Origin of the sequence: Streptomyces arenae (assembly GCF_022343545.1) — a bacterium.
In the GTDB taxonomy this organism is placed as follows: domain Bacteria; phylum Actinomycetota; class Actinomycetes; order Streptomycetales; family Streptomycetaceae; genus Streptomyces; species Streptomyces humi.
Genome location: NZ_JAKQYH010000029.1, coordinates 97,767 through 116,541 on the forward strand (window position 1 = coordinate 97,767; position 18,775 = coordinate 116,541).

Genomic DNA, 18,775 nt, shown 5'->3' on the forward strand with positions numbered 1-18,775 from the left:
CCTGGTCACCCCGCCGCCACGTCGAGGACCGTCGGCGACTCCAGGTCCGCCTTGAGAGCCTGCAGGAACGCCATCGCGTCGCGGCCGTTGACCACCCGGTGGTCGTAGACGAGACCGATGTGCACATACCGGCTGGCGACCGGACGGCCCTCGCCGTCCAGGACGAGTCGCTCCTCGGTGCCGCCCAGCGAGACGACGCATGTCTGGCCCGGAAAGACGATGGGAGTGGCCAGCACCACGCCCTCGGTGTTGTGCAGCGCCACCATGATGTTCGCGTCGGTGAGTTCACTCGCTCGGAAGGCTCCGCGCAGCGCCTTGATCCGATACTCCATCAGCAGCTCGCCGAGCCGTTCGGCGCCGACGGCGGCCGCGTCCCGGACGACCGGCACGAACAGCCCCTTGCCCAGGTCCATGGTCACGCCGACGTCCGCGGTCGGCGGAATGTGGACGTTGCCGTCGTCGAGCAGGCGGGCGAAGAACAGAGGGTGGCCCGCATGTCGCCGGGCCACCGCCGCGACCAGCAGCTCCGGCAGCCCGAACGGTGTGCCGCCGCGATCGGACACCTGCCGGCCGAGAGCCAGGGCCTCGTCCACGTCGACCCGGACGTAGGCAGCCGCTGCCGGGATGGTTCGCATCGACTCGGAGACGACGGCACCGACCGCCCGCTGCCACTGCGGCAGCTCCCGGGCCTCGGCCGTGTCCGTCGGCTCGCCGCGTGCGAGCAGCGCCTCGACGTCGGTCCGCCGGATCACCTTGCGTCCGACGCCGCGCAGCACGTCCTCGGAAAGACCGTGTTCGTCGACCAGCGCCTGCGCGTCCTTGGTGATCAGCAGCCCGGACGCGGGCGGCTGATCGTGCTCGGCCGCATCCGCCGAAGCCTCCCCGTTCCGCACGAACTCCGCGCGTTCCTCGGCGGAGGCGAAGACATGGGCGATCACCTGGCCGGGACGGCAGTCCTGCCCGGGTTTGACCAGACTGTGCAGCACTCCCTCGCCGGGACTTTCGATCTCTTCCTGGGCCTTGGACGTCTCAATGACGACGAGCGGCTGCCCGGTCGTCACTTCCGTCCCGTCGTCCACGAGCCACTCCACCAGCACATAGCTCGTGTCGTTGTTGTTGAGTTTCGGCAGCTCTACGTCGATCACTTGGTCGCCTCCGCGATCGCCCGGTGGATGGCCGTGTCCTGCAGGACCACCTCGCGCTCCAGGTGGGCCGCCGTCGGAATGATGCTGGGCTCGGCACTGAGCAGCAGCACCGGGCGTTCCAGGCGTCCCCAGAGACAGGTGTGCACCTGCTGGGCCACCAACTCACCCCAGGTACCGCCGGCCGTGCCGTCCTCCACCACACAGATGTTGCGTGCCCGGGACAGCACCGGAAGCAGATCCGCCACATCGAACGGATACAGGCGCGAGGGCACGAGCAACTCGCAGCTCAGTTCCTCTTCCAGCAGCAGCGACCGCATGGCCTCTACGACGCGTTCGGCCATACCGCCGGGTGCCACGAAGATCCAGTCCGGATCGGCTTCGTCCACCGACCGGACGTGAGCGGTCGGATTGTCGTCGCCGACCACCTCGTAGTGGAACAGGTCATCGATGACACCGTCGGAAAACAGGGGCCGGGTGTAGAGCACTTTGTCCTCGAACAGGACGCAGGGCTGCTCGCGGCTCAGCATGGCCGCGAACACGTCCTCGTTGTCGTGGAAGGGCGTGGTCTCGTAGAGGCTCAGTTCGGGAATGCCTATGAAGTGCTTCTGAAGGCTCTGGCTGTGGGTGGGCCCGTAGCCACGGTTGCCGCCGGTTGGACAGCGCACGACCATGCTCAGCGGGATCCGCCTGCCGTACATGGAAACCGACTTGCTCGCGAAGTTGAGCAGTTGGTCGAAGGCGAGGGAGGCGAAGTCCCCGAACATCATCTCCACCACCGGACGGTTCCCGGCCAGGGCGAGCCCGGCTCCGACGCCGGTGATGCCGCTCTCGCTCAGCGGTGTGCTGATCACCCGCTCCGGATGGCGTTCGGACAGCCCCTTGGTCACTTTGAACGCACCACCGTAGGGGTCGGCTATGTCCTCGCCGAGCACATACGCGCGGGGATCGTTGTCGAGCAAGGTGTGCAGGGCCCGATTGAGGTTCTCGCCCACGCGTTCGCGCCGGGTCATCGGTCCTCCCAGCGAGCGGCGGGCCGCCCCTCGATCTCACGTACGACGGCAGCCATGTGTTCCCTCTGAGTACGGTCCGCCGCCTCGAAGTGCTCGGGGTGATCACACCGATAGCGGCGGTACCAGTCCTGTTCGGCGGCGAACTCGACCGTCTCGGCGGGTCTGGAGTCGTCGCCTTTGCTGTGCGGACCGACCCGGTGGGTGAGGAACTCGACGACGCAGGGCCGTCGCAGGTCGCGCACTCGTTGCACCACTGGGTCGAGACCACGCCTGATCACCTCGACGTCGACGGAGTCGACCAGGTGGTGGTCCACACCGAAGGCTGCCGCGCGCGCGGCGATCGTGCCGGCCATCTCCTTCTCAGTGGGCGTCGACTGGGCGATCCCGTTGTTCTCCACCACCACGAGCACCGGGGCCTGCCACAGGGCCGCCATGTTGAGGGCCTCGTACACGGAGCCCTCGCCCCACGTGCCGTCGCCGATGTGGACGACGGCAAGCCGTCCGGGTTCGGCCCGTTGCAGGTGCAGGGCCACGCCCACGGCGACAGGCAGGCTCTGACCCTGTACGCCGGTGGACAGGTAGCGGTCACGGTAGATGTGCTGACTTCCGCCGACACCGTTGCACACCGCGCCCTGCCGGCCCATCACCTCCGCGAGCAGGCCGTGCGGATCCCGGAAACGGGCCAGGTAGTGGCCATGGCCACGATGGTTGCTGAAGATGTGATCGCCGTCGTCCAGCAGAGAGTAGAGGGCAACCGGGACGTACTCCTGGCCGAGACAGGTGTGCGTGGTGCCGTTCAGCCTGCCCTGGGAGAACAGGTCCAGCAGGGCCAACTCGAAGTGGCGGATCATCAGCAGATCCGCGAGATCCCGGTCCGTGAGCCGGGTCAGTCCGGTCGTCAGGCGCGTCGGGTCAGCTGCCGTGGTGGTCATGCGGTCACCCCGTGGGCGGCGAGTATCTCGCGTACGGCTGCAACACTGCGCATGGCCTTGATGTCCTGCTGCGAGAGCTGGACGCCGTAGACCTCTTCCAGGGACACCACCAGCTCCAGGTGCTTGAGGCTGGTCCAGCCTGCGACCTGGTTCGGTCCGGAGTCGTCCTGCAGGTCCGCCGCATCGACGTCCAGTACCTGTCCCATGACGTCCTTGAGGGCGGCGCTTTCCGTGATGTCGCTCATCGTGCCTCCCGCAGACTGCGCGGACGCATGTCCTGCCAGATGTCCTGGATGTGGTCCAGGCATTCCCCCCTCGTTCCGGAACGGCCTTCGGCCCGCCATCCGGCAGGGAGTTCGCGTTCCGCGGGCCACAGGGAGTACTGCTCCTCGTCGTTCACGACGACGAGATGACGCGACTCGGCTGGGTTGTCGTGCACTGTCGACTCCTCGAACTTGTCGTACGGAAAAACTTCGCGGACGGTGGCACTTACGGGTCAGGCGACCTCCACGGCCTCCGCGGGCTCCTCGGGGGCGGGGATGAGGACCTCGACCCTGCGGATCAGCGGAACGAGATAGCCGAGCAGCCCGACCACCATCAGGACTCCTCCGCCGAGCACACACATCAGCGCCATGCCGGCTCCCGGGCCGGTGCCGACCAGACCGCCGAAGTAGCCGGTGAGAGCTCCGCCCTTCTTCATCCCGGGCACGAAGAAGTGGTCGGCCAGCAGACCTGACATGCCCAGGGCAAGCGGCATGGACAGGTTCTCGACGAACTGCTGGGCGGCGAAGACCCTGCCCTGCGCCCCCTTGTCCACCTTCTCCTGCCAGATCGACTGGGTGTACCCGTCGATGACCGGGATGGCACCCCAGCCGACCAGCAGCGACAAGGACCAGACGAGGACCGAGTCACCGAATGCGAACACCACGCGGCCCAGAAGTCCCAGACCGATCACACCGGCCAGGACGTACTTCATCTTGTCGTCGCGTCCGCCCAGGGCTCCGACGAGCAGACCGCCGAGCACCCCGCCGACCGCACCGACCGTCTGGACCACTCCTGCCTGAGCGGAGCTGTTACCGGTCTCCGACAGAATGAAGGGGATCATCACCGTCCAGGTGACTGCCGCGGTCAGGCCCACCACGAAACTGAGTCCGAGCAGGAAGACCAGCGGAGGCCGGCGCAGGATGTACCGGAAGCCGAAGGCGGAGTCCCGCCACATGCCGGGCCGGCCCGCGCTCGCCTCCCGGCGCTCGTTCTGCGGGATCGCGACGACGAAGACGGTGGCGAGGGCGAACAGATAGCTCAGCGTGTCGACGGCGACGATGACCTGGATGTCGGTCACTGCGAGCAGCAGCGCAGCGAGCGTGGGCGCGGCCACCGCGGGCAGCGACCGGACCAGGGACATCATCGCGTTGGCGCGGGGAAAGTGCCCGCGTTTCATCATCTGCGTGATCGCCGCGGCGTACGCGGGATATTGGAAGGCGAGGAACGCCCCGGTCACCACCGCGATGGCATACAGCATCCACGGGTGCACCGTGGTGGTGAGGAAGAGCACCAGCAGCGCCCCCGTCGCCGCAAGTGATCCGAGGTCGCTCATGACGATGGTCAGGCGCCTGTTCCAACGGTCGATCAGGGGGCCGGCGATCGGGCTGAAGACCACGGTCGCCGCGAAGGAACAGAACGAGAGGAGCGCGATGTCCGACACACGCCCTGATTCCTCCCAGACCCACAGCCCCAGTGCGAAGGCCGTCATCCGGGTACCTACCGCTGAGACGATCTGTCCCAGCCAAATGATGCTGAAGGCACCGAAGCCTTGCGGCCTGTGCATCACGTCACCTGTTTCCTTCCGAGATGGGTCGTCGAGACGGCTCGGCTGCGCGCCGTAGCCGACCACGGAGTTCGGCGAGGATCCACTCGACCGTCGCCGGTTCGTGGCAGTGAAGTCCGTAGTTGACATCGATCCGAAGCCGGCTTCCGGTCATGGAGGCCACGAAGTCCAGGTCGAACGGGGCCACTCCGTCAGGGTCCTGTTCCAGGCCGTACGGCTCGTGGCAGAGCCGGAAGACGTCCGCGCCCTGGCGGCTCTCCTCGAAGTTGAAGTGGCCCATGTAGTTGAAGCTGACGCGGGGCAGCGGGAGGCCGGCGAGGGCCGCACGCGCCTCAGGGTCCGCGCAGCCGTAGCGCAGGGCGCTCCAGCCCATGCCGGAGCCAGGCACCCGAGCCAGCTGGCGGGCCAGGTCGGCAGCCGCGGACACGTCGTCACGGTGTTCCGGCAGGGTGAGACGCAGGGGGTAGAAGACCTGGAACCAACCCGTGGTCCGGGAGAGGTCCATCCCGTCGGTCAGGTCGTCGCGGCCGTGTCCGGTCATCGCGAGGACGCAGTCCTGCCGGCCCGTCCAGTCGCCGACGAACCCTGCCACGGCCCACACCAGCAGGTCGTTCACCTTCAACCGCATGGCGCGGGCGCGCTCCAGCAGCCCTCTGGTCTCATCCTCCGTGAGGTGGAAGCCCTGGTGCCGCAGGGTGCCGAAGGTCATCCTGCCGGGAAGGTCCATGGGGATCCCGGGGCCGCTCGAGTGCTGTGCACGCCAGAACGGCAGTTCCGCGCGGAGCTCGGGAGACTGGGCATAGGCGTCGAAGGCGCGCACCCAGCTGAGGTAGGGCGTGGTCCCGGTGACGCCGACGGCACGGTCCGGGCCGTCCCGGAGCAGTCGCCGCAGATCCTCCAAAAGGATGCCGCGCGACACACCGTCGGTCACCAGGTGGTGATTGACCATCAGGATCCGGTCGCCCCCGGAGCCCATGCGCAGATGCAGAACGCGGGAGAGACGGCCGTCCAGTTCGAGCGAGGCCTGCGCCCTGGCGGCCAGCGCCTCGACGGTGCGGTCCCGTTCGGCGGCGGGGAGACCGGAGACGTCCACGCTTTCGAAGGGCAGTCCGTCCTGTTCCGGTCCCCGGCGCAGGCACCAGCGCCCCTGCTGGTCCCGGTACAGGCCGAGCCGCAGGGAGTCGTGGGCCGCGGCCAGGGCGTCGACCGCCGCACGGACGCGCTGCGGGTCGGCCGGTCCGGTGAGCTGCAGATAGTACGGATGATTGAAATGGGCGGGGTGTGCCATGCCCGGAGCGACCTCCGCCATGAACCAGTGCTGGCCCGCGCCGAGCGCGGCTACCTCGTCGGCTTCGTCCGTCCGCTCGACCGTCCCGCCGCCGCCCTCGGAGAGCAGCGCGGCGAGTTCGGCCACTGTGGGGTGGTCGACGACGGTCCGCGGGGAGAGGTCGAACCCGGCCTCGACGGCCCGGTAGGCCAGTTCGATGGCCAGCATGGAGTCACCGCCCAACTCGTAGAAGTTGTCCCGCGGGTCCACGGCCGGTACGTGCAGCAGGTCCTGCCAGATCTGGGTGAGTTGCTCGGCGACGGCGGCGGCCGCCTCGTCGACGGCGACGGCGGTCCGGCTCTCGGGCCGGTCGGTGCCGGGCGGTGTCAGCTCGGACAAGGGACGGTGGCCGGGCGCACCGAGCGGAGCGTCGAGCGGCCAGCAGTCGGCATCCTCGCGTGCCGGATCCGCCGACAGGACCATGACTCCCGGCAGCCTGCGGCGCGCCGCTTCGGGATCGCCGGTGAGCACCAGTCCCTCGGAGGCGGTCAGCTCACCGTCGGCCACCAGCCGGCTCAGGTCCTCGGTCAGGTCACCGAGGAAGGTCACATCGGTGAGGGCGTCGGCTCCCGGCAGCGGTTCACCCGCCGGTGCGATCAGGACACGCCGCGCGTAGGCGAGCTGTCCGGCGGCCGTCCGCAGGAGAAGCAGCTGGTCGAAAGCCGCGCCGTCGAGGGCCACCCACCGTGGGGAGTACCCGCAACTGTGCGGGAGGCGGCGCAGCACGTGGCGTGCGACGGCCGCCGTGCCTCCTTGGGCGTCCATGACGGCCACCTCCACGTCGGCGAGACCGGACACCGCTGCGGTCAGCCGGTCACCGAGGGCGTTGAAGACGTCCTCCAGCCCGTCCCAGGGCGCCGATGCCGGGCTGAGGACGAGCAGCAGTGGCAGACCACGGCGCGCACGGAAGTCCCGTAGTGCCGCGGTCAGGTCCCACAGCGCCTCGTCGACGTGCCAGAGTGCCGCCCGGCGTCCGTCGGACGGCGCCACCGAAGGCGGCAGCAGGTCCTCCGTGCGCAGCACGACGACCCCGAGGTCCGCCTCGTCCGCGCAGAACGCGGACTCCTCGTCCATGAGGGGCCGGATGACCGATCCGACCGGTGCAGGAGAAACGCGCACCGGGATGCCGAGAGCGCGCTGCCACTCGCTCCCGTGCTCGCCGAGGTGTCCGCCCGGGAAGGTGGTGGCCGTCGCGAGCCGTGCCACGGGAGTGTCACCGCCTTCGGGCACCTCCGTGAGGAGGGCGTCCGGCTCCTGCCGGACGGTCAGCAGGACCGACTCGATCGAGCGCAGCATCTCCAGCACGGTCCCGGGAGCGAAGACGTCGACCGCGTAGTCGGCGTCCAGCACGAGCCGGTCGCCTTCCCAGGAGGCGTTGAGGAAGACGTCGAAGTCGATACTGGTGTCGTGGGCCGGCAGGTGTTCCGTGACCAGACCTGGCAGGACCGGCTCGGGTTCCAGTCTCTCGACGTAGTTGAGAACCCACTGGAACAGCGGGTGGTGCCCCGGGTCCCGGGCCGGACGTACGGCGTCCAGGATGCCCGTGAAGGGGATGCCCTGCATGGCCGTGGCCTCTGTGGTGGTCTGGCGGACGCGTCGCAGCAGGCGTGCGAACGCCGGTCGGCCGCTCAGGTCCAGTCGCAACGGAAGGAGGTCGGCGAAGTAACCGATGACGTGGTCGAGTTCGGGCTCCGCACGGCCGCGGCTCGGTACACCGATCACCAGGTCCTCGCCGCCTCCGGCACGATTGACCGCGACGGCGAGGGCGGCCAGCAGCACGTTGAACGGGGACACGCCCTCTCGTCGGCCGACACTGCGCAGCGCCTGTGCCGCCTGCGGATCCACGGGAAGACTTACGTTGGCGGCGCGGCCCGACCACTGTCGCGGCCTCGGACGTGCCTCACGCAGCTGCAGCACCGCGGGCGCCTCGTCGAGCGTCCGCCGCCAGAAATCCGTCTGGCGCAGGGCCTCTTCCCCCTGGAGCCAGGACTGCTGCCAGGCGGCGAAGTCGACGTACTGGACGTCGAGTGCGGGCAGTCGGGGCTCACTCCCGGTGCTGAGGGCGCCGTACGCCTCGGCCAGCTCCCCGAGAAAGAGGTTCCACGACTCGCCGTCGCAGACCGCGTGGTGCATGCCGATCAGGAGATGGTGCACGTCGTCGCCGGCCCGCAGCAGTCGGGCCCGGAGCAACGGTCCCTCACCGAGGTCGAACGGGGTGGCGAGTTCCTCCCGGACCAGCTCCCGCACCACCTCCGTCCGCTCGCTGCCGGGCCGGTCGCACAGGTCCGTGTCGGGTAGCCAGGGTGCCGTGTCCTGATGGATCCTCACCTGGGGTACCCCGTCATCGGTGATGAAGGTGCTGCGCAGGATCTCGTGCCGGTCGGTGACCACGGCAAGCGCCCGCCGCAGGGCAGGGACGTCCAGCGGTCCGGTGAGGGTCACCGCGTAGACGGTGTTGTGCGTGGCCTCGCGTTCGGCGAGTTGGGCCAGCGTCCACATCCGACGCTGGGTGGACGAGAGCGGCAGGACGCCCTCGCGGGGTATGGGCCGTAGGCGCGGTGCATCCGTCGACTGACGGTGCCCGTCCAGCAGGTGTGCCAGGGCCTCGATGGTGGGGTGCGCGAGGAACTCGTGCAGCGACAGGGCCACCGACAACTCGGTACGGATACGGGACACCAGGCGGGTGGCCAGCAGTGAGTGGCCGCCCCATGCGAAGAAGTCGCTGGTGACCCCGATCTCGTCCACGCCCAGCGCCTCGGCCCACAGCTCGGCGAGCCGTCGCTCCGTCCCGGTGCGCGGCGCAATCGCCGGGCCTGTGTCCGGTCCCCTGCCGTCACCGGTCTGGGCGACCCGTTCGGCCACGGCTGCGGCGTCGGCGAGCCAGTCGGCCATGAAGGCGGACCGCTCCCCGCTCCGGGGCCAGACATCGGTCGCCCACATCCGGTCCAGTCGCCGGACGACACCGGTGCCGAGCGCGGCATAGAACTCCGGGGTGTACGGCACGTGACCCAGTTCGTCGGCACCCGGGTCGTAGGGATCGCCGATCCCGGACCGCGCCGCCCACTCGGTGGCGAAGACGATGTCCGTCCCCGGGACGCCGCGTGTCCTGCGCACCAGCAGATCGTCCAGCCGCCCGTACAGGGCGTCGAGCTCGGCATCGCCCGGGGCAGCAGGGCAGATGACCAGCAGGAGCGGCACCGGGGTACGGTTCCGGAAGGTTCGGACGGCGGTGACCACCGCGTCCAGCACATCCGTCAGGAAAGCGGCCCGGTCCTTGCCTTCCCAGTGCCGCAGCCAGTCCGCCCACCGCAGGTAGCCCACAGTGGCGTGGCAGGGATCGCCGGACAGCAGGTGCTGCAGCAACTGGCTGTAGGGCGCCGCTTGCACGTCGATGGGGAAGCCGAGGAAACCGGACCAGAAGCCGATGACGTCGTGCACCGGATCGATGGTGAAGGAAGCCGCCTCGGCCAGGTGGTGACGGCGCAGTGAGGGAACTTCCGCCAACGGGAGGTCCGGTGCCGCCGCGAAGTGCTCCAGCGTGGTGATCAGGGACCTCACCAGCACGTCGATGGTGTCGTCGAGGTAGAGGTCGGCACTGTAGGTGAGGGTGCCGCACAGTTCGCCGCCCTCGCGCCGCAGAGCAAGGAAGACGTCGAAGTCGGTACGGCCGAGTTCCAGTTCCTCGGGCACGAACTCGACGCCCCCCGCGTGCCGTTCAGTGTCACCGGTCAGCTCGTTGACGCTGATCATGACCTGGAACAGAGGGTTGTGCCCCGGGGCGCGCACAGGCGCCACCGCCTCGACGACCCGGGCGTACGGCGCAGCCTGATGGGCGTATGCCGCGCGCAGCGAGCGGTGTGTGCCGTGGATGAGGTCCCGTACGGACAGGTCCGTTTCCAGCCTGTTGCGTACCACCAGCGTGTTGGCGAAGCAGCCGACCACCGTCTCCAGGTCGGTCCGCTGGCGACCCGCGACGGGTACACCCAGCTGCAGGTCGGCCGGGGCTCCCGCGTGGTGCAGCACCGCCGACATGGCCGCGAGCACGACGACGTTCACGGTGGTCCGTTCACGTCGGGCCAGGCCGTCGAGCCGCTCGGTGAGATCGGCCGGCACGGTGACGGCCCGCCAGCCGCCGCGGTGGCTCTGTACGGTGGGCCGGGGCAGGTCGGACGGGAGCGTCGACAGCGCCGGAGCGCCGGCCAGTTCCTCGCGCCAGAAGGACAGGTCCCGATCCAGGTACGCGTCCGTGACCGTGTCCCGCTCTCGGGCCGCGTGGTCCGTGAACCGCACGACGGGCTCCGGCGGCGGTTCGGCGCCACCGGCCGCGTGTCCATAGCAGGCGACGAGGTCTCTCAGCAGCAGTTCGCTGGACCAGCCGTCGAACACGATGTGGTGGACGGCCACCAGGAGCAGATGGTCCTCCGCGGCGCGGCGAACCAGCCTTGCCGCGAGCGGCGGTCCCGTTCTCAGGTCGAACCGGTGGCGGGCGTGGCCCGCGGTGACGGCGGCGAGTTCGGCGGCCGGGTCCGCGGCGGTGCGCAGGTCGGTCAGCGGCAGGTCGACCGGGGACGGGGGACGCACGGTCTGCCGGACGCCCTCGGGGTGGTCCGTGACGACGGTGCACAGTGCGGGGTGGCGGGTGATCACGGCGGTGAGCGCCCGCTCGAGTGCCGCGCGGTCGAGCGGGCCGGTGAGGCGCACCCCGAAGGTGATGTTGTAGGCGGGGTCCCCGGGGTCGAGGGAGTCGAGGAACCACAGGCGTTCCTGGGCGTGCGACAGCGGCGCCTCGGCCGAACCACGCCCTTCGGTGACGGTTCGCCCGGGGCCGCGGCGTTCCCGTGCCCGCAGGGCCAGGACGCGGCGCTGCTCCGGGGTCAGCGAAGCGAGTCGCGCGGCAAGGTCTTCGGTCATCGTTCGCACCTCTCTCGGTCCGCTGGCCGGCGCACGTCGAGCCGCTGGTCCAGCTGTGCGAGCAAGAGTTCGTGATCATGGAGGAAGAAGTGGCCGCCGGGCAGGGTGACCTGCTCGAACTCACCGCGGCTGCAGTCCGCCCAGCCAGGGATTTCGGCGGCGGGGACCGTCGCGTCGTCCGCGCCGGAGAAAACCGTCAGCGGACACTCCAGCATCGGTCCGGTGCCGGGGACGTAGGTCTCCCGCAGGGTCAGGTCGGCTCGCAGGACGGGCAGGAAGGCCGCTACGAGTTCCTCGTCGGCGAGGACTTCGTCCGGGATACCGCCGAGCCGGGCCAGGCCGGCCAGCATCCCGGTGTCGTCCAGCCAGTGCAGGGGAGCCGCGACGCGTCGGTCCGGGGGGCGGACCGCCGACACGAACAGGTGCTCGGGCCCTTGGCCCCGGGCGGTCAGCTCCCGAGCCGTCTCATAGGCGACGAGCCCGCCCAGGCTGTGTCCGAACAGGTACAGCGGCCCTGCCAGCACGGACTGGATGTCGTCGGCGAGGGCCGTGACGATCTCGTCCATACGGATGCGTGGCGGCTCGGTGAACCGACGGCCGTGGCCGGGCAGATCGACGCCGAGAACCTCGACACCGGGAGCGAGTCCGTCCGCCCAGGAGCGGAAGACGGCCGAGGAACCGCCTGCGTACGGCACGCACAGCAGCTGCACCGTGCGGACGCCGGCGGCCGGCCAGCGCAGCAGCCAGCGCCCCACTGGCTCAGGGGTGGTACGCACGTTCATGGTCGGCCTCCTGCCGGGGCGCCCGGGTCCCGAACGATCGCGGCGAGCGTGGTGAGGAAGGCGTCGGACGCGCGTTCGGCGACGACCGGCTCCAGGTGGCGGGGGTTGACCCGGACGAAGAGGTCGAAGGCGTCCGACTGCGGGCGCGCAGCCAGTTCGACGTCCAGGGCGAAGGCGGTGCGGGCCGAGAACCACCAGTCGAGCGGACGGACCATGCGCAGCGCGCCCAGCCGGTCGAAGTCGTGGAAGTCGGCGTAGTTGAACATGACGTCGAAGAGTGGTCCGTCGGCCTCGGCGCGCATCCGCGCGACCGGATAGCGACGATGCGGCAGCATCTGCCGCTCGGCATCGAACACGGCGGCGACGGACGCCTGCCAACTGCCCTCGTTCAGCGTCAGGTAGAGCGGCAGGGAGTTGAGGAACAGGCCGGCGACCCGCTCGGATCCCTCGGTCTCCGTCCTGCCGTTCCCGACGATGCCGGTGGCCACGTCTTCGCTGCCGGTGAGCAGGCGCAGCGTCCACAGGTGGGCGGTGAGGAAGACACTTTTGGCCGGCAGGCCGAGCAGGCCCGCCACTTCACGTGCTCCACCGACCAGTTCGGCCGGTACGGGCACGCACACCTCCGGATCCACTCCCGGGTCGCCACCCGTGCCCCGGTCCGGTGGGAACATGGTGCGCCGCCGGGCGCCGACGATGCGCTTCCTCCAGAAGCCGGCCGTCTCCGGTTCGTCGACCGAGCGCCGTTCCAGTGCCACGAAGTCACGGAACCGGGTGCGGGGCAGCGGCTCCAGAACGGCGCCGGTCCCCAGTTCGCTTTCGTAGGCGAGCAGCAGGTCGCCCACGATCACGGCCATGCTCCAGCCGTCCTCCACCGCATGATGCATGGACAGCGCGATGCTGAACGTCCCGTCGGCATAGGTGAGGACGTGACAGCGCGCGAGCGGTGCCTCCGCGAGGTCGAACGGGCGTTTCCACTCCCCCGCCCACCACTCCCGCAGAGCGGTCCCGGGGTCGACGCCGTCCGGTGCGACGAGATGGCTGAGCGGCATGGACGCCGAACCGTGGACCACCTGGAGCGGGTCGGGAAAGGCATCGAGGTCGAAGGAGGTGCGCAGCATCTCGTGCCGGTCCGAGATCCGGTCCAGGGCCCGACGCAACGCGGCGAGGTCGAGCGGGCCGACGAGCCGGACGCTGGTGAGCGTGTGGTAAAGGGTCGGGTCGTCCGACACCTCGCATTCGTAGATGATGCCGAGCTGCATGCTGCTGACGTGGTACGCGTCGATGTCCGTGGGCGGCGGGGAGACAGGCGTTTCCTGCTTGTGTCCGGCAGCGGGCTGCCGGTCCCGGTCGCCGCACAGGACGGCCAGTTCCGCCACGCTGGGGTGCCGGTACAACTCCTCCACAGTGATCGCCAGTCCGGCATCGCGGACGCGCGCGACCACCCGGATCGCAGTGATCGAGTCGCCTCCCAGAGCGAAGAAGTTGTCGTGCACACTGACCTGGGGTACATCGAGAGCGGTACACCAGGCCTCGGCGATCCGGTGTTCGGCGGGAATGCGCGGCGGCACCGTCACGGGCGCCTGGTCCGTGCGTTCCCGCTGCACCACCTGTACGGGCAACGCGGCCCGGTCCAGCTTGCCGTTGACCGTCAGCGGCAGCCGCTCCAGAGGGACGAAGGACGCGGGAACCATGTACGCCGGGAGCCGGTCGGCCAGTGCAGCCCTCAGCCGGTCTGCGGACAGCGGGCCGGAGTCGGTGACGACGTACGCCACCAGGCGCTGCTCGCCCTCGTGATCGTCGCCCACCACCACGGCCGTCTCGCGGACCCCTTCGTGGGCGAGCAGCGCGGCCTCCACTTCGCCCAGCTCGATCCGGAAGCCCCGCAACTGCACCTGGTCGTCTATGCGTCCGCGGTAGACGAGTTCACCGTCGGGGCGCAGGACGGCGAGGTCGCCCGTGCGGTAGAGAGTGCGGCCCGGCCCCCCGAACGGGTCCGGCAGGAAGCGTTCGGCCGTCAGAGCGGCCCGTCCCAGGTAGCCGTGCGAGACGCCGGCCCCGTTCACGTACATCTCGCCCACGGTGCCGACAGGCACGGGCCGCATAGCCTTGTCGAGTACGGCGATGCCGACTCCGGGCAGCGGCGGACCGATGGGGCTCACCGGTGACGCGGCATCGGCGGCCCGCAGCGGGCGCAGGGTGACGTGGACCGTCGTCTCGGTGATGCCGTACATGTTCACCAGCGAGGGCGAGGTGTCGCCGTAGCGCTCGAACCAGGGGCGCAGCATCGCCGGTTCGAGTTCCTCGCCTCCGAAGACGATTAGGCGCAGCGCCGTGTCCGGCCAGTCCACCCGGTCGGCCGCCCGTATGAGACCGCGGAAGGCGGAAGGCGTCTGGTTGAGTACCGTCACCTTCTCCCTCAGCAGCAGGTCGAGCACGGCCTCGGGGTCGCGGCTGACGGAATAGGGGACGACGACCAGACGGCCGCCGTGCAGCAGGGCGCCCCACATCTCCCAGACGGAGAAGTCGAACGCGAAGGAGTGGAAGGCGGTCCACACGTCGTCCGGGCCGGGGCGGAAGGCGTCGTGTGTGTTCTCGAACAGCCGGGTGACGTTGTCGTGGGCGACCATCACCCCCTTCGGCCGGCCTGTCGATCCCGAGGTGTAGATGACGTAGGCGATGTCCTCGGCCTGTACCCGTACGGCCGGGTCCGTGTCCGGCTCCGCGGCGAGATCCGCGGCGTCCGGCGTGAGCCAGAAGACGTCGCCGGCTGTCTCACGGTGCCGGTCGGCTCCCACGACCAGGTTGCAGTCGGCGTCGGCCAGGACGGAGCGGGTCCGAGCCGTGGGGTGGGCCGGGTCCAGCGGCAGATATCCTGCACCCGTCTTCAGCACGGCCAGCAGGGCGACCACCGTGCCGGCAGCGCGCTCGGCGCAGACGCCGACCAGCCGCCCGGGGCCGGCCCCGTGCCGGAGAAGACGGTGCGCCAGCCGGTTGGCGGCCCGGTCCAGTTCTCCGTAGGTGAGGTTGGTCTCGCCGTCGGTCACGGCAATGCGGTCCGCGAACCGTGCGGCCTGCTGACTGAACCAGGTGTGCAACAGGCGTCCTGGACCGGCCCGACGGCTCGGCGGGGTGACCGCCAGGGACAGCTCGGCGTCGGTGAACAGCCGCAGCCCGGACACCGTGGTGTCGGGGGCGTCGACGACCGCCTCGACCGAGCGGATGTACCAGTCCAGCAGCCGCTCTCCGGTCTCCGTGTCGAACAGGTCGGTGTTGTACTCGGCGGTGCACACCAGGTCACCGGCCACCTCCTCGACCTCGAAGGTGAGGTCGAACTTGGCCGTGCCGTTGTCCACCGGCAGGGGCTCGCAACGCAGGTTTCCCAGACGGGCGTAGGGGCGTCGGGGCCCCTGGTACGCGAGCACGACCTGGATGAGGGACGAGGCAGGGGCGCCGGTTGCCCCGCCGAACTCCCTGGCCAGCCAGTCGAACGGCACGTGCTGGTGTTCGAAGGCGTCGAGCGCGGTCCGTGCGGCGGCTCGCAGCAGCGTGCGCGGGGACGCCCCGGCCGTGCGCAGCCTTAGGGGCACCGTGTTCACGAAGAAGCCCATGACGTCGTCCATCCGCGGGCCAGGCCGGCCGGCAGTGGGCGAGCCGATCACCATGTCGTCCCGACCGGTCACGCGGTCGATCAGGACCGCCAGCGCGACGAGGAAGACGGCGTAGGGTGTGGTGCCCTCGGTGCGGGCGAGTTGTGTGATGCGGCGGGCGAGCAGGCCCGGGAGAGTACGGGACGCGCGCCGCCCGGCGAAAGTCGGTGCGTCGGGCCCGGGCCTGTCGTAGGGGAGCGGGATGTGACCAGGTGCCCCGGACAGCTCCTCGCGCCAGTACCGTTCGTCGTCCGCGCGGCTCCCGCTCGATGCCAGCGAGCGCTGCCAAGCGGCGAAGTCGCGGTAATCCGGCCCCTGTTCCAGCGGCCTGGAGCGCAGAGGGCTGCCGCTGTAGGCGGTGGCCAGTTCCCGGTCCAGGAGGTCCACCGACCAGTTGTCCGTGACCAGATGGGAGAGCACGAGCACCAGCAGGTGCTCGTCGTCGGCCAGACGGATCAGCGCAGCCCGCACGAGCGGTGCGTCCGCGAGGTCGAACCCTGCGCCCGCATGCGCCTCCGCGAGCCGCAGGGCGGCCTGGAAGGGATCGGGTTCCCCACTGGCGTCCTGGAGGACGAACGGAACCTCGGCGGCCTCGTTCGTCACCATCCGCAACTCGCCGTCGCGCAGGACGAACCCGGTGCGCAGAGCCTCGTGCCGGGAGACGACCTCTGCCAGCGCGGAGCGCAGCGCCTCCGGGTCCAGGCGGCCGACGAGCCTGGTGGCGACCGGCACGTTGTAAGCGGCCGCTGCACGGCCGCCCAGTGTGCTCAGGAACCACAGCCGTTGCTGCCCGGGCGAGGCGATGTCGTCCTGGCCGGTGACGGTGTCCAGGGCCGGCAGGACGGCGGCATGGCCGGTGCCGTTCGTCAGCAGGGCGGTTGCCTCGGCGAGGGTCCCGGCGGCGAGGAAATCGGCGAATCCGATCCGCCGGCCGTCCTCGTCGCGCAACCGGGCGAGAACTCTGGCGGCCTGCAGGGAGGTGCCGCCGAGCGCCAGGAAACCGTCGTCGCGTCCGACGGCCGGCAGGCCCAGGGCGTCCGCCCACAGCTCGGCCATCCGCCGTTCCGCCGGGTCGGCGGGCGGTTCGGCGGACGTCGCGCCGACCAGCGCGGTGGCCGCGAGCTCCCGCAACCGCCCGCGGTCGGCCTTGCCGCCGTGCGAGGCGATGGGCAGTTTGTCGACTGGTACGACCAACGCGGGGAGCATGACCCGGGGCAACCGGGACGCGAGAGCCCGGGCCAGGGCGGTCGGATCCAGGTCGGTACCGGCGGCGAACGCGACCAGTCTGAGGTCGGCTCCGTTGCCGTGCGGAACCACCGCGCAGTCCCGGACTCCGGGCAACGCGGCCAGTGTCTGCTCGACCTCGCCGAGTTCCACACGCTGTCCTCGGATCTTCAGCTGGCCGTCCGCGCGCCCCAGGAACTCGAGTTCTCCGCTCGGCAGCCAGCGGCCCAGGTCACCCGTGCGGTACAGCCGCGCGCCCGGGCGGTCGGAGATGGGGTGCGGCCGGAAGGCGTCGGCGGTCAGCGCCGGAGCACCGAGATAGCCGCGGGCCAGGTTGCCGCCGCCGATCCAGATCTCACCGGTGATACCGGCGGCGACCGGTGACATCGCCTCGTCCAGGACGTACATCTCCACGCCCGGCAGCGGCCGGCCGATGGCCGGCGGCCGGTCGTCGAGCAGCCGGTCCCCGGTGCAGGCGATGAGGGTTGTCTCGGTCGGTCCGTACCCCACCAGGAAGCGACGGCGACGTCCCCAGCGGGCGAAGACGGCCGAGGACACCACCTCGCCGCCCACGAGCAGGGTGTGCAGGGCGGGCAGCGGGTACTCGTCGGACAGGACCGACAACAGGGACGGCGGCAGCATCGCGGTCGTCACCCGTGCCGAGCGCAGGAAGTCCAGCAGGCCGGGCCCGACGGTGTCGGTGTCCGGGGGTGGTACGACGACGGTGCCGCCGTTGACGAGCGGACCGAAGATCTCGCACACGGTCGCGTCGAACGTGATCCCGGCGAACTGCAGCATCCGCACCCCGGGCCCGAGGTCGAGCCGGTCACGGATGCCGGCCAGGAAGGCCACCACGGCCCGGTTCTCGACCATGACGCCCTTGGGCCGTCCGGTGGACCCAGAGGTGTACGTCACGTACGCCAGGTCGCCCGGACGGGCCCGGCGCGGGGTGGGACCCGGCACGGGGACCGTACCGTCGTCGACCGCCACCACGGGCACCCCCCCCGCCGGCAGCCGCTCCCGCAGCCCCTCGCGGGTCAGGACCACCGCCGCCCGGCAGTCCTGAAGTACGGTCGCGAGCCGCTGTGCCGGATGTTCGGCGTCGAGCGGTACATAGCCGGCGCCGGACTTGAGGATGCCCAGCAGAGCCACGATCCGCTCCGCCGACCGGTCCAGGAGCAGAGCGCACAGGCTACCGGGGCCGATCCCCAGACGGGTCAGCCGAGTGGCCATCTCCGTGCTCCGGGCGTCGAGTTCGGCGTAGGTCATCCGGTGGTTGCCGCACTCGACCGCGACGGCGCCGGGGTCGGCAGCCGCCTGTTGCCGGAACAGTTCGGCCACGGTGGTGTCCTCGGGGGGCAGGTCCCCGCCACGGGCCAGACTCATGGTGACCGTCTCCAGTTCCAGATCGGTGATGACGGGCAACTCCGCGATCCGGCAAGCGGGGTTCGCGGCGGCGGACTCCAGCAGGCCGCCGAGTTGGTCGGCGAGCCGGGCCGTGGTGGCCCGGTCCAGCAGGCCCTTGCGGTACCGCAGGACGGTGGGTGATTCGCCGGACGGGCCGCCGATCTCGAGGACCATGTCGTAGGGCATGGTGCTGCCGATTCCGCCCTGCGGGGCGGGGCCGATGCCGATCCTCAGCAGGGTGTCGTCCAGGTCGCTGGGGTGGGGCTCCTCCGGCAGCGCAGGCCGTCGGCAGGCATCGGCCAGTGCCGTGCGGACGGCGCCGAGGTAGGCCGTGAACGCCACGTCGGAGGGGGACGGCACCCGTAGCAGGCGGTGTCCGGGTCGGCCACCGGGGCCGTCCCAAGTGCACCAGCCGACGACCTGGTCCGCCCGGCGCGTGTACCGGCCGAGCAGGGCCAGGAATCCGGCCGCCACGACCACCTGTTCGGCCGTGGCTCCGACCGGCGGGTCCACCGTGCGGGCCAGTGCGGCCACCGTGGCAGGCACCCTTGCCGTCACCTCG

General features: G+C 70.4%; 9 protein-coding genes. All 9 read right to left on the reverse strand.

All coding sequences use genetic code 11. The features are described from left to right. Positions 1-5: 5 nt before the first annotated feature. From MB828_RS14155 to MB828_RS14195, 9 genes are read right to left on the reverse strand one after another with little or no spacing between them, the layout of a single operon-like run. Positions 6-1,145, reverse strand: coding sequence for a 2-oxo acid dehydrogenase subunit E2 (locus MB828_RS14155; RefSeq protein ID WP_301648442.1), 1,140 nt, complete (start codon positions 1,143-1,145; stop codon positions 6-8). Next, positions 1,142-2,155 (reverse strand): alpha-ketoacid dehydrogenase subunit beta, encoded by a 1,014-nt coding sequence (locus MB828_RS14160; protein WP_301648443.1) that lies wholly within the window; start codon positions 2,153-2,155, stop codon positions 1,142-1,144. The genes MB828_RS14155 and MB828_RS14160 overlap by 4 nt, the downstream gene beginning before the upstream one ends. Then, on the reverse strand, positions 2,152-3,087 hold the full coding sequence (locus MB828_RS14165; RefSeq protein WP_301648444.1) for a thiamine pyrophosphate-dependent dehydrogenase E1 component subunit alpha: 936 nt from the start codon (positions 3,085-3,087) through the stop codon (positions 2,152-2,154). Before MB828_RS14165 ends, MB828_RS14160 begins: the two co-directional genes overlap by 4 nt. After that, positions 3,084-3,332, reverse strand: coding sequence for an acyl carrier protein (locus MB828_RS14170; protein WP_301648445.1), 249 nt, complete (start codon positions 3,330-3,332; stop codon positions 3,084-3,086). The genes MB828_RS14165 and MB828_RS14170 overlap by 4 nt, the downstream gene beginning before the upstream one ends. Next, the gene (locus MB828_RS14175; protein ID WP_301648446.1) at positions 3,329-3,526 is read right to left on the reverse strand and encodes an MbtH family protein; all 198 of its coding nucleotides are present in this window, start codon (positions 3,524-3,526) and stop codon (positions 3,329-3,331) included. Before MB828_RS14175 ends, MB828_RS14170 begins: the two co-directional genes overlap by 4 nt. A gap of 57 nt (positions 3,527-3,583) precedes the next feature. Next, positions 3,584-4,915: an MFS transporter gene (locus MB828_RS14180; RefSeq protein WP_301648447.1), complete on the reverse strand. Its 1,332-nt coding sequence runs from the start codon at positions 4,913-4,915 to the stop codon at positions 3,584-3,586. A 4-nt stretch (positions 4,916-4,919) separates the two neighbouring features. Further along, on the reverse strand, positions 4,920-11,153 hold the full coding sequence (locus MB828_RS14185; protein ID WP_301648448.1) for a condensation domain-containing protein: 6,234 nt from the start codon (positions 11,151-11,153) through the stop codon (positions 4,920-4,922). Further along, a complete protein-coding gene (locus MB828_RS14190) occupies positions 11,150-11,935 on the reverse strand; it encodes a thioesterase II family protein (protein WP_301648449.1) in 786 nt (261 codons plus the stop codon). The genes MB828_RS14185 and MB828_RS14190 overlap by 4 nt, the downstream gene beginning before the upstream one ends. Then, positions 11,932-18,759 (reverse strand): non-ribosomal peptide synthetase, encoded by a 6,828-nt coding sequence (locus tag MB828_RS14195; protein WP_301648450.1) that lies wholly within the window; start codon positions 18,757-18,759, stop codon positions 11,932-11,934. Before MB828_RS14195 ends, MB828_RS14190 begins: the two co-directional genes overlap by 4 nt. Between the last annotated feature and the right edge of the window lie 16 nt (positions 18,760-18,775).